At 70.7% G+C, this 11,814-nt stretch carries 13 protein-coding genes; 9 read left to right on the forward strand and 4 right to left on the reverse strand.

Translation table 11 applies throughout. The annotated features are described in order from the left end of the window. Positions 1–138: 138 nt before the first annotated feature. From AC1U89_RS17250 to AC1U89_RS17260, 3 genes are all read left to right on the forward strand, one after another. Positions 139–897: a class I SAM-dependent methyltransferase gene (locus AC1U89_RS17250; protein ID WP_479900903.1), complete on the forward strand. Its 759-nt coding sequence runs from the start codon at positions 139–141 to the stop codon at positions 895–897. A 27-nt stretch (positions 898–924) separates the two neighbouring features. Next, entirely contained in the window at positions 925–1,374 is a 450-nt protein-coding gene (rpiB, locus tag AC1U89_RS17255) for a ribose 5-phosphate isomerase B (RefSeq protein ID WP_479900904.1), read from the forward strand. A 105-nt stretch (positions 1,375–1,479) separates the two neighbouring features. Continuing rightward, on the forward strand, positions 1,480–2,244 hold the full coding sequence (locus AC1U89_RS17260; protein ID WP_479900905.1) for a lysozyme inhibitor LprI family protein: 765 nt from the start codon (positions 1,480–1,482) through the stop codon (positions 2,242–2,244). A gap of 36 nt (positions 2,245–2,280) precedes the next feature. On the opposite strand, the gene AC1U89_RS17265 is transcribed toward AC1U89_RS17260, so the two are convergent. Next, positions 2,281–2,505, reverse strand: a complete 225-nt coding sequence (locus tag AC1U89_RS17265) for a hypothetical protein (protein ID WP_479900906.1) — start codon at positions 2,503–2,505, stop codon at positions 2,281–2,283. 117 nt (positions 2,506–2,622) lie between these two features. Then, positions 2,623–3,462, reverse strand: a complete 840-nt coding sequence (locus AC1U89_RS17270) for an oxidoreductase (protein ID WP_479900907.1) — start codon at positions 3,460–3,462, stop codon at positions 2,623–2,625. Between the two features lie 95 nt (positions 3,463–3,557). On the opposite strand from AC1U89_RS17270, the gene AC1U89_RS17275 reads away from it, so the two are divergent. Together AC1U89_RS17275 and ubiB are read left to right on the forward strand one after the other, a co-directional pair. Next, entirely contained in the window at positions 3,558–4,178 is a 621-nt protein-coding gene (locus AC1U89_RS17275; protein ID WP_479900961.1) for a TetR/AcrR family transcriptional regulator, read from the forward strand. Positions 4,179–4,385: 207 nt separating this feature from the next. Next, positions 4,386–5,891, forward strand: coding sequence for a 2-polyprenylphenol 6-hydroxylase (gene ubiB / locus AC1U89_RS17280; protein WP_479900908.1), 1,506 nt, complete (start codon positions 4,386–4,388; stop codon positions 5,889–5,891). A 275-nt stretch (positions 5,892–6,166) separates the two neighbouring features. Here ubiB and AC1U89_RS17285 read toward each other — a convergent pair whose 3' ends face one another. Continuing rightward, positions 6,167–6,748, reverse strand: a complete 582-nt coding sequence (locus AC1U89_RS17285) for a hypothetical protein (RefSeq protein ID WP_479900909.1) — start codon at positions 6,746–6,748, stop codon at positions 6,167–6,169. Positions 6,749–6,927: 179 nt separating this feature from the next. Between AC1U89_RS17285 and coaBC the strand changes: the two genes are divergently transcribed. Then, positions 6,928–8,136 (forward strand): bifunctional phosphopantothenoylcysteine decarboxylase/phosphopantothenate--cysteine ligase CoaBC, encoded by a 1,209-nt coding sequence (gene coaBC / locus AC1U89_RS17290; RefSeq protein WP_479900910.1) that lies wholly within the window; start codon positions 6,928–6,930, stop codon positions 8,134–8,136. Next, positions 8,133–8,591 (forward strand): dUTP diphosphatase, encoded by a 459-nt coding sequence (gene dut / locus AC1U89_RS17295; RefSeq protein WP_479900911.1) that lies wholly within the window; start codon positions 8,133–8,135, stop codon positions 8,589–8,591. Before coaBC ends, dut begins: the two co-directional genes overlap by 4 nt. 37 nt (positions 8,592–8,628) lie before the next feature. On the opposite strand, the gene AC1U89_RS17300 is transcribed toward dut, so the two are convergent. Further along, positions 8,629–8,757 (reverse strand): hypothetical protein, encoded by a 129-nt coding sequence (locus tag AC1U89_RS17300; protein ID WP_231499424.1) that lies wholly within the window; start codon positions 8,755–8,757, stop codon positions 8,629–8,631. Between the two features lie 302 nt (positions 8,758–9,059). On the opposite strand from AC1U89_RS17300, the gene AC1U89_RS17305 reads away from it, so the two are divergent. Continuing rightward, complete coding sequence (locus AC1U89_RS17305) at positions 9,060–10,178, forward strand: HlyD family secretion protein (RefSeq protein ID WP_479900912.1); 1,119 nt, start codon at positions 9,060–9,062, stop codon at positions 10,176–10,178. 24 nt (positions 10,179–10,202) lie between these two features. Then, positions 10,203–11,807 (forward strand): DHA2 family efflux MFS transporter permease subunit, encoded by a 1,605-nt coding sequence (locus tag AC1U89_RS17310; protein WP_479900913.1) that lies wholly within the window; start codon positions 10,203–10,205, stop codon positions 11,805–11,807. Positions 11,808–11,814: the final 7 nt, after the last annotated feature.

Consider the following 11,814-nt stretch of genomic DNA (forward strand, 5'->3'; position numbering starts at 1 on the left):
GGACGGAAGGCTTGGGGCGTCAGATATCGGGCATAGCGCGCCCGGTTCCTAGGCCCGGTCCAAGCAAAACCGGTGACGGGCAGGCGCGGGCGGTTATAAGAGCCGGACGACACAAGCCGGACGATATCGAGCGATTGCATGACCAAGGCCTCCGCCACCTTCGGATTCAAGGACGTCGACGCCTCGGCCAAGGCCGGCCTGGTGCGCGGGGTGTTCGACCGGGTCGCCAAGAACTACGACCTGATGAACGACGTGATGAGCGGCGGGGTGCACCGGCTGTGGAAGGACGCGGTCGCCGCGCGCCTGAACCCCCAGCCGGGCGAGATCATCATCGACTGCGCCGGCGGCACCGGCGACATGGCCCGCCGCTTCGCCAAGATGGCGCGCCAGGCCCAGGAGCGCCGGGGCGGCCCGGACGCCCTGATCAACATCATCGACTACAACGCCGAGATGATCGGCGCCGGCATCGAGAAGGGCGGCGCGCCCGAGATCACCTGGACCGTGGGCGACGCCCAGCGCCTTCCGCTGCCCGACGCCTATGCCGACGCCTATGTGATCTCGTTCGGCATCCGCAACGTCACCGACATCGACGCGGCCCTGCGCGAGGCGCGCCGGGTGCTGAAGCCGGGCGGCCGGTTCATCTGCCTGGAATTCTCCAAGCCGGTGACCGAGGCCCTGTCCAAGGCCTACGACGCCTATTCCTTCAAGCTGATCCCGCAGTTCGGCGAGTGGCTGGCCAAGGACCGCGACGCCTACCAGTACCTGGTCGAGAGCATCCGCCGCTTCCCCGACCAGAAGACCTTCGCGGGCATGATGGAGAACGCCGGCTTCAAGCGGGTGACCATCACCAACTTCACCGGCGGCGTCGCGGCCATGCACCAAGGCTGGGCGCTGTAGCGCCGGACCTGTCGGGGAGCGGGGCCCATGCGCATCGCCATCGCGTCGGATCACGCCGCGATGGCGCTCAAGGCCGACCTGGCCGCGTGGCTGGCGGCCGAGGGCCATGAGGTGGCCGACCTAGGTCCCCACGACGACGCGCCGGCCGACTATGCCGACTACGGCTACAGGCTCGCCGAAGAGATCGCCGGCGGCCGGTCCGAGCGCGGCGTCGCCCTGTGCGGGTCGGGCGTCGGCATCTCCATCGCGGTCAATCGCCACCCAGGCTGTCGCTGCGCCCTGGTCAACGAACCGGTCTCGGCGGCGCTCAGCCGCGAGCACAACGACGCCAACGTCATCGCCCTAGGCGCCCGGCTCATCGCGCTCGACACGGCCAAGGCCTGCGTCGCCGCCTTCCTGGCGACCCCGTTCGCCGGCGGTCGCCACGCCCGACGGGTCGAGAAACTCGGCGCGCCGCCGTTCGTCCCCGCGCCCTGAGGGACGGCTTCATGGCCGGCCTGCTTCAAGCGTCATGGCGGCTGGAAGCCGGTCCATGGCGCGGCTAACCTCGGCCGCATGAACGGGGCGACGGAGAGACCTGTGTTGAACGTATTCAGTCCCTGCCCGCCCGACGTCACAGCGTGGCGGCGGTTTTTCCGGGTCGCGCCCGCGCTCCTGGGCCTCGCCGCCGCCTGTATCGGCGCGGTCCTGTTCTGGGGTGGGGCCGCGCGCGCCGCCAGCTTCGACTGCGCGAAGGCCGCCGGCCGGATCGAGCGCATGATCTGCGACGATCCGGACCTCAATTCGTTCGACGCCCAGCTGGAGGGCGCCTATCGCGGCGCGCTGGATCGCTCGGCGCGCCCCGAGGCGGTGAAGGACAGGCAACTGGCGTGGCTGAAGCAGCGGGACGCGTGCCTCGACGTCGCATGCCTGTCCGCCGCGTACCAGCGGCAGATCGGCGCGCTGACGGCGATCTCGGACCCGCCGGCGCTCTGCAAGAACGGGGGGTCGACGCCCGAGGTGAACGCCTGCCAGGCGGAATATTCCCGCCGCGCCGACCGCGACCTGGCCCGCTATGTCGCGGCGGCCCGCAAGCGCCTGAACGAAGAGGCGCGCGGCGAGTTTTCCGGCCCGTCGGCGAAGGCCGCCCTGGCCGAGTTCGACGCCGCCCAGACCGCCTGGGAAGCGTTCCGCAAGGCCGAATGCTCCGCCGTCTACACCTGGTACAGCGAGGGCACCATTCGAGGGGCGATGTACCAGTCGTGCTGGCAGTCGGTCACCAGGTCCCGCACCGCGCTGATCTGGTCGAGCTGGCTCCAGTACATGGACAGCACGCCCCCGCTGATGCCCGAGCCGAAAAACCCCTGAGGGCGGCCGCCTCCGGCCCACGGCGTCGAGGGGTCGCTAGCCGCCCTTGCCCGAGCGCGCCGCAACCAGCTTCCGGGCCATGAACACGGCTCCCGACAGGCCGCAAACGCAAGCGGCGCTGAACGCCGCGAACGCCGCGTCGGAGAGGATGGGCCATCCGAAGGTGTGCGCCACCAGCAGGTGCTCGCCCACGAAGTAGCCGGAGCCGAGCGCGATCGCCAAGGCCGCCAACCCCACGACCAGATAGACCCACTTGCGCATGGCTGACCGTTCCGTCGCTTGATCGACAGCCAACCTACACCTCTCGGCGAAATGGCCTAGATGGTTGAATCGCGGGCGTTGCATCGCCCCTCGGGCCAGGTATCTCGCGCCTTCCGCCTAGTCGAAGTTCGTCGACCGGGAGAGCGCATCCCAGGCGGCCATCTCGGCCCGCATCAGGTCCAGCTTCTGCTCGACCACGGCCAGCGCGTCCTCGCCGAGGAACAGCCGTGTCGGCGGCGCGTCGGATTCCACCAGCGTCAACAGGGCCTGGGCGGCCTTGGCCGGATCGCCCGGTTGGCGTCCGCTCTTGGCCTGACGCGCCGCGCGGATCGGATCCATGATCGCGTCATAGGCGGCGATGCTGCGCGGCGCACGGTCCATCGAACGTCCGGCCCAGTCGGTGCGGAACTGACCCGGCGCCAGGGCGGTCACATGGATGCCGAGCGCTTTGACCTCCTTGCCCAAGGCTTCGGAAACGCCCTCCAGCGCGAACTTGCTTCCGCAATAATAGGCGATGCCGGGCATGGTGATGAATCCGCCCATCGAGGTGACGTTGATGATGCGGCCCGAGCCGCGCTCACGCATGCCGGGCAGCACGGCTTTGATCATCGCCACCGCGCCGAAGACATTGGCGTCGAACTGGCGGCGCAGATCGTCGATCGACGACTCCTCCACCACACCTTCCTGGCCGTAGCCCGCGTTGTTGACGAGGACGTCGATCGCACCGAACCGGCGCTCCGCCTCGGGGACTTGAGCGGCCACGGCGTCGAAATCGGTGACGTCGAGCACCAGCGCGTGGGCCCGCCCCGGCGCCAGCGCCTCATGCTCCGACGCGGCCCGCGCATTGCGGACCGTGCCGATCACCATGTGGCCTGCCTCCAAGGCGGCGCGCGCGAAGGCGCGGCCCAGGCCGGAGCTGACTCCGGTGATCAGGAACGTCTTGGTCGATGCGGTCATGGCGGTCTCGAAGCGATCGGGTGGGACGTGGCCAAGACTCTATATCATGATATAATTTGTTGACGCAAGACGCGGGGCGGCCCACCTTGGCCCGCATGGTCGAGATGTCGGTTCGGGAGCAAAAGCGGACACTGGCGCGTGAGACGGTGCTCGACGCCGCCGAGCGCCTGCTCCGCGCCGACGGCGCCGCTTCGTTCTCGATGCGCGAGCTGGCGGCCGAAGCCGGCGTGAGCTTCGCCACGCCCTTCAATCAGTTCGGAAGCAAGGCGGCGATCGCGCAGGCGCTGTCGGCTCGCCGGATCGATCTGATGAGCGAGCGCTTTTCTGAGACCGCGCCGCCCGGCGACGCGATCAGCCGCGTGCTCGCCGCCGTATCGATCGCGGTCGCCGTCATGCTCGAGGAGCCCCAGATCAACCGGGCGATCATCCGGTCGCTCGGCTTTCCCGGCGCCAGGCCGAGCGACGTCAGCGCCCAATCACGAGCCCTGTGGGCCGCCGCCTTCGGCGACGGCGCGGGCGTCGATCCCGCCCTGGCCGACCTCGCCGCCCAGCGCGTGCCCGAACAACTGGCGATCGCCTTTCGCGGCTGCCTGTCCTTCTGGATCGCCGACGAGATCACCGACGCACAGCTGCCCGAAAAGGCGCGAACGACGGCCCTTACCGTCCTGCTGGGCTTCGTCGAGCCCGGCAGGCGCGGGGATCTGTTGCGATCGTGAGGAAAGACGATCATCGGCGACAGGTCAGGTCTGACCTGGGTCGAAACCGGACGTCTCTAGGAAGCTTTTCCCATGCGCTTTTCACGACCCGCGCTCGGTCGTCGGTGAAAGCGGCCTTGACCGGAGCGTGCGGAGCGGGCTTTCAGGCCGGGACATGAGACCGATCCCGCCTTCGCCCCACCGCCCGTCGATCGAGACCTTCGCCGCATGAGCCGCTTCGCCGCGTCCCTGCGCCTGATCGCCGCCGGCTGGGCCCTGGTCCGGGCCGACGCCCTGATCCCGCGCGAGCTGGAGCCGATCCTGCCCCCGTCGGCCCGACTGGCCGGGCGGGCGCTGCGGCTGTTCGCCGGCGGGGCGGCGCGCAAGGGCCGTCCGGGCGAGCGGCTGGCGCGGGTGCTGGAGCGCCAGGGCCCGGCAGCGATCAAGATGGGCCAGTTCCTGTCGACCCGGGCCGACATCTTCGGAAGCGCCTTCGCCGAGGACCTGTCGCATCTGAAGGACCGCCTGCCGGCCTTCCCGCTGGACGTGGCCAAGGCCGAGATCGCCCGGGGCCTTGGCCGGCCGGTCGACACCCTGTTCGCCGACTTCGAGCCCTCGATCGCCGCCGCCTCCCTGGCCCAGGCCCATGCCGCGACCCTGGCCGACGGGACGAAGGTGGCCGTGAAGGTCCTGCGCCCGGGCGTCGAGCGCCAGGTCGCCCAGGACACCGCCGCCCTGCGCCTGGCCGCCGACCTGGCCCAGCGCCTCGTCCCCGCCGCTCGCCGCCTGCGGCCCCGCGAGTTCGTCGAGGTGGTGATCCGGGCCCTGGACCTGGAGCTGGACCTGCGTTTCGAGGCCGCCGGCTGCGCCGAGCTGGGCGAGGCCATGAAGGCCGATCCCTACATGCGGGCCCCGGACGTCGTCTGGGACGGCGTCGGCAAGCGGTTCCTGACCCTGACCTGGGCCGCGGGCCTGCCGCTGTCTGACGCCGCCGCCCTGGAACAGCCGGGCCTGGACCGCAAGGCCCTGGCCGAGGCCGTCACCCGCGGCTTCCTGGCCCAGGCCCTGGACCACGGCCTGTTCCACGCCGACCTGCACGAAGGCAACCTGTTCATCAGCGCACCCGCTTCGATCGTCGCGGTCGACTACGGCATCCTGGGCCGCCTGGGCCCGGCCGAGCGCAAGTACCTGGCCGAGATCCTGTACGGCTTCCTCAATCGCGACTATCCGCGCGTGGCGGCCATCCATTTCGACGCCGGCTACGTGCCGGCCCACCACGACCGCGACGCCTTCGCCCAGGCCCTGCGGGCGGTGGGCGAGCCGGTGTTCGGCCGCGACGCCAGCGACGTCTCGATGGGCAAGCTGCTGGCCCAGCTGTTCGAGATCACCGCCCTGTTCGACATGGCCCTGCGCCCCGAACTGGTGCTGCTGCAGAAGACCATGGTCACCGTCGAGGGCGTGGCCCGCCGCATCGACCCGACCCACGACCTGTGGGCCGCCGCCGACCCGGTGGTGCGCCGCTGGATCGCCCGCGAACTGTCGCCCGCCGCCAAGGTCCGCGAGTTCGCCGACGAGGCCGCCCGGGCGATCAAGGCCCTGGCCCGCCTGGCCGAGGCCCCGCCCGCCCCGACGATCGCCGTGGTCGAGCCGCGCCCGGCCCGGCCGCTGCTGTGGTTCCTGGCCGGCGCGGCCGTGGCCTGCCTGGCGTTCGCGGCCGGCGTCTGGCTGGGCTAGGGCCCAGCGCCCGGCTCGCCCTGTACGCTCGCCGACGCCCTACCGCACCTCGGCCGACCTCAACCCCTCACCCTCCCACGACTTCGTCGCGGGTCCCTCCCTCCCCTCCGGGAGAGAGCTTCCGCAGCCAAGCGCCCGGGAGCGGCCCCGCGCCGCCCCCGGGTCCCGATCGCCGCCGAGGCCGACCGGGTGGCGGGGCGCGGCGGCGCGCGAGGCGTCCGCCCTCCCCTTGCGCCTCCCCCAAGGCGCGCCTGAGCGATAGCTGGTGGGATAGTTTAGCTGTCGCTGGGGCCGGACGTCCGGTCGCGCGCGGCGGCGGTCCGTCGGGTCTGGTTGGCCTTCTGCGTGGCCCAATAGGCCGCGCCGTCGTCGGGCTTGAACATGGTGCGCGGCGCCCCGGCCTTGGTGACCACCGCGAAGACATTGCCCTTGGGGTCGTAGATCAGGGTGTCGCCGTTCGCCCGCTGCAGGGTCTCGGCCCCGGCCGGCGGATGGCCGACGAAGGCGTGGGTCTTGCGGACATAGTCGTCGACATCGGCGGCGGCGAAGTCGGCCCCGTAGCGCTCGAAGCCCCGCTGGGCGTTCTCTTCCGCCGTCCGCGTGCGGTTGGCCGCCCACATCGGCTTGCCCGCCACCTTGCGCACCGGGGCGTCGCGCGGATCGGGCCGCGTGGGCGCGCTCTCATAGGATGGCGCGTCCCGATCGGAGGCCGGCTCGGCCGCCGAGGCGACCCCGCCACCCTTGGGCGCCTTCACCGCCGAGGCGCCGCCGTCGCAGGCCGCGAGCCCCCCGCCAAGACAGGCGACCAGGCTCACGGCCGCCAGGGCGGAAAACCAGGACGCGCACCGTACCGTCATGATCGATCTCCGAGCTTTTCCTCTACTTTTACGATTAAGAACGAAGACGGAACGGATGTCGAGTCCCTGTTAAGGTTTTTGCGCGAGGGGGCTTACGCTGGACGCCGCGTCGCTCTATGCGCCTGATGACGCCTCCCCTGAGCACCTCCGGGAGGCGAGCCGCGCCGGAGACCGACCACATGGCAGAGAAGCGGGTTCTTCTGATCGTCGGCGGCGGCGTCGCCGCCTACAAGGCGCTGGAGCTGACGCGCCTGCTGCGCAAGGCCGGCGTCGGCGTGCGGCCGATCCTGACCAAGGCGGGCGCCGAGTTCGTCACCGCCCTCTCCCTGTCGGCCCTGGCCGAGGACAAGGTCTATAGCGACCTCTTCTCGCTGACCGACGAGGCCGAGATGGGTCATATCGAGCTGTCGCGCTCGGCCGACCTGGTGGTGGTGGCGCCGGCCACGGCCGACCTGATCGCCAAATGCGCCAACGGCCTGGCCGGCGACCTGGCCTCGACCACCCTGCTGGCCACCGACAAGCCGGTGCTGATGGCCCCGGCCATGAACGTGCGGATGTGGCTGCACCCCGCCACCCAGCGCAACATCGCGACCCTGAAGGCGGACGGCGTGCTATTCGTCGGACCCGACGAGGGCGCCATGGCCTGCGGCGAGTTCGGCCCGGGCCGCCTGGCCGAGCCTCCCGTCATCTTCGAAGCGATCATGGCCGCTCTTGAAGGTCCCGCCGCCCGGCCGCTGGCCGGCAAACACGCCCTGGTCACCGCCGGGCCTACCTTCGAACCGATCGACCCGGTGCGCGGCGTCACCAACCGCTCCAGCGGCCGGCAGGGCTATGCGATCGCCGGGGCCCTGGCCAAGCTGGGCGCGCGGGTCACCTTGGTCAGCGGGCCGGTTTTCCTGCCCACGCCCCTGGGCGTCGACCGGGTCGACGTCGAGACCGCGCGCGACATGCTGGCCGCCTGCCAGGCCGCCCTGCCCGCCGACGTCGGCGTGTTCGTGGCCGCCGTGGCCGACTGGCGCATCGACGAGGTGTTCGGGACCAAGCTGAAGAAGGACAAGGGCGGCCCGCCGGCCCTGACCTTCGTCGAGAACCCCGACATCCTGGCCACCCTGGCCGCCTCGGGCCCCAACCGGCCCAAACTGGTGATCGGCTTCGCGGCCGAGACCGAAAACGTCGAGGCCTACGCCCGCGCCAAGCTGGCGCGCAAGGGCTGCGACTGGATCATCGCCAACGACGTCACCGAGCCCGGCGTGATGGGCGGCGACGAGAACGCCGTCCTGCTGATCTCCAAGGACAAGACCGAACGCTGGACACGGGCCGCCAAGGATTCCGTGGCCCACGACCTCGCCCAACGCATAGCCCAAAGTCTGGAAACGAGCCTTTCATGACCGCACCGCATATCCCCGTCGTCCAGCTGGCCCACGCGCAGGGCCTGCCCCTGCCCGCCTACGAGACCAACGGCGCGGCCGGCATGGACCTGCGGGCGGCCGTGGATGAGGACGCGCCCCTGGTGCTGAAGCCGGGCGCGCGCTTCATGGTGCCCACGGGCCTGGCCTTCGCCGTGCCCCTGGGCTTCGAGGCCCAGGTGCGGCCGCGCTCTGGCCTGGCGGCCAAGAACGGCGTCACCTGCCTGAACACCCCCGGCACCATCGACAGCGACTATCGCGGCGAGGTGAAGGTGATCCTGATCAATCTGGGCGAGGAGGACTTCACCATCCGCCGGGGCGACCGCATCGCCCAGCTGGTGATCGCTCCCGTGGTCCAGGCCTCGTGGGGTCTGACGACCAGCCTGGACGAAACGGCGCGCGGGGCGGGCGGCTTCGGCTCGACCGGCGGACGCTAGAGTCTGGGAAGCGCGGCGGCGATCAGCCGCCGTGCGCTCAGCCCGCGTGCAGGGCCGGCGACATCATCAGATAGCCGCCGAAGCCGGCCGCGAAGGCGGCGGCCGCCAGCCACAGGACGGGGCGGAACATCGACAACGGGCCGCGATCGTGCGTCGGGGCGTTCATGGGGCGCTTCCTCGATGACGGGCGGAGCGAACGGCTCCGTCCCTGGAAATACGCGCGCGCGGCTCCCCCGGTTGCGCCGGCGCCCGAAGATTAAGAGGTGATTCGCCCTCCGCGAGAAACCCCGCCCGGGACACGCTCCGGCAACGCCGATCGCGGCGGCGGCGCCACACGTTGACGCGGCTTCGAACTTTCGCGCCGGGCCTGGTTGATTTTTGGACGGGTGCGTCCATTTATCCCTTGCCCGGGACGAAGCGCCGATATATCGCCCCGGCCATCAGGTTGTTTTCAGGATCATCACGTCCATGGCCGCCGCGTCGAAAAAGAAGCTTGTTCCCCTGATCGTGGGCGGCGTCGCCCTGACCGCCCTGGTGGTGGGCGGCGGCCTGTGGTTCGTCGACAAGCAGCGCTACGAGACCACCGACAACGCCTTCGTCCAGGCCGACACCGTGCAGGTCAGCCCGCAGGTTTCCGGCTACGTGGCCGAGGTCCTGGTGGCCGACAACCAGCGGGTCGAGGCCGGCCAGGTGGTCGCGCGCATCGATCCCGCCCCGCTGCAGGCCAAGCTGGACCAGGCGATCGCCAACGCCCAGGCCCTGGAAGCCGCCATCAAGGGCGTCGACGACAAGGCCGCCCTGGAGCAGGCGATGATCGCCCAGCGCGCCGCCGGCGTCGCTTCGGCTCAAGCCGACCAGGGCCGCGCCAAGGCCGACCTGATCCGCTACGACGCCCTGGCCAAGCAGGGCTGGGTCTCGACCCAGAAGGTCCAGACCACCCAGGCCAGCGCCGCCCAGTCGGCCGCCGCCGTCCAGAGCGCCCAGGCCGCCCTCGAGGCCGAACGCCGCGCGGCGGAGTCGCTGGGCTCGGCCCGCGCCCAGACCGTGGCCCAGGCCGCCGCGGCCCGCGCCGCCGTCGAGCAGGCCCGCATCGACCTGGACCGCACCGTGATCCGCGCCCCCGCCGCCGGCGTGGTCGGCGCCCGCAGCGTCCGTCCCGGCCAGCTGGTGCAGCCGGGCGTGGCCCTGATGTCGATCGTGCCGGTCGGCCAGGGCTATGTCGTCGCCAACTTCAAGGAGACCCAGGTGGCCCGCCTGCGCGTGGGCCAGCCGGTCGAGATCAAGGCCGACGCCTTCGGCAAGACGGTGATCCACGGCAAGCTGGACAGCTTCGCCCCGGCCACCGGCCAGGAGTTCGCCCTGATCCCGGTCGAGAACGCCGTGGGCAACTTCACCAAGATCACCCAGCGCCTGCCGGTGAAGATCGTCGTCGAGAAGTCGCAGCTGGGCTCGGCCCTGCGCCCCGGCCTGTCGGTCGACGTCAAGGTCGACGTGCGCGACCGTTCGGGCCCGACTTTCGCCCAGGTCGGCCTGCCGGACGCGGGCCAGTACGCCCAGAAGGACCAGACGGGAGGCCAGGCGCGCTAAGGCGCCTCGGTTCGGATCGCCGCCATGGCCGACGCCGCCCTCCCCGCCGGAGCCCAACCCGCCGCACCGCCCAAGCCGGCGGCGGCGCCTGAAGTCGACTGGGGCAAGCTGTTCCTGGGCTTCGGGGCCATGGTCATCGGCCAGTTCATGGCCATCCTCGACATCCAGATCGTGGCGGCCTCGCTGCCGCAGATTCAGGCCGGAGTCGGCGCCAGCGCCGACCAGGTCAGCTGGATCCAGACCGCCTACCTGATCCCCGAGGTCGTGATGATCCCGTTGTCGGGATATCTGTCGCGGCTGTGGGGCACCCAGCGCGTCTACCTGATCTCGTGCGCCGGCTTCATCCTCATGAGCGTGCTGACGGGCCTCTCCTCGTCGATCGACATGATGATCATCACCCGCGCCCTGCAGGGCTTCATCGGCGGGGCGATGATCCCGACGGTGTTCGCCGTGGCCTTCACCGCCTTCCCGCCCGAGCGGCGCGTGACGGCCAGCGTGATCATGGGCCTGATCGTCACCCTGGCCCCGACCGTCGGCCCCACCTTGGGCGGCCACCTGACCGAATGGCTCAGCTGGCGCTGGCTGTTCTTCATCAACGTGCCGACCGGCCTGATCGTGCTGTTCGGGGTGGCCCGCTGGGGCCAGTTCGACAAGGGCGACCCCAGCCTGGCCAAGGGCTTCGACTGGTTCGGCCTGGGCGTCATGGCCGTCTTCCTGATGAGCATGCAGTTCGTGTTGGAGGAGGGCTCCAAGGACGGCTGGTTCGAGGACAGCGGCATCCTGGCCCTGACCGTGACGGCCGTCGTCACCGGCGTGGTCTTCGTCTGGCGCTCGCTCAGCTATCGCAATCCGATCGTCGAGCTGCGGGCCTTCGCCAACCGCAACTTCAGCATCGGCGTGGCCATGACGGCCGTGTCCGGCGCCAGCCTGTTTGGCGGCACCTTCCTGCTGCCGCAGTTCCTGGGCCGGGTGCGCCACTACTCCGCCTCGGAAGTCGGCACCACCATGGTGGTCTCGGGCCTGTCGATGTTCGCCACCGGACCGATCGCCGGCCGCCTGGTGCGCCAGATGGACCCGCGCGTGCCGATGTTCATCGGCTTCATGCTGGCGGGTTTCGGCATGTACATGGCCCACGGCGTGACCAAGGACTGGGGCTTCTGGCAGTTCGCCGGGGTCCAGGCCTGCCGGGGCGTGGGCGTGATGATCGCTATGATCGCCACCCAGCAGGTGACGATGAGCACCCTGCCCCAGCAGATGGTCAAGAACGCCTCGGGCCTGGTGAACCTGTCGCGCAACACCGGCGGCGCGGTCGGCCTGGCCCTGTTGGCCACGACGATCACCAACCAGACGGCGCTCTACTACATGGGCCTGTCGGACCAGGTCGGCCAAGGCAGCAATGCGGCCGGCATGATGGCGGGCCTGGCCGCGCGCATGCAGCAGCTGGGCGTGGCCGATCCCGACGGCGCGGCGCGCAAGGCGATCAGCGGCATGCTGAGCCAGCAGGCCACGGTGCTGGCCTTCGGCGACAGCTTCACCCTGCTGGCCTACGGCTGCTTCCTCGCCGCCATCGTCTCGCTGCTGGCCAAGCCGGCCAAGAACGCCCCTCCCCCGCCCTCGGACGCCCACTGATGCCCAG

This window comes from Caulobacter sp. 05T431 (assembly GCF_056665975.1).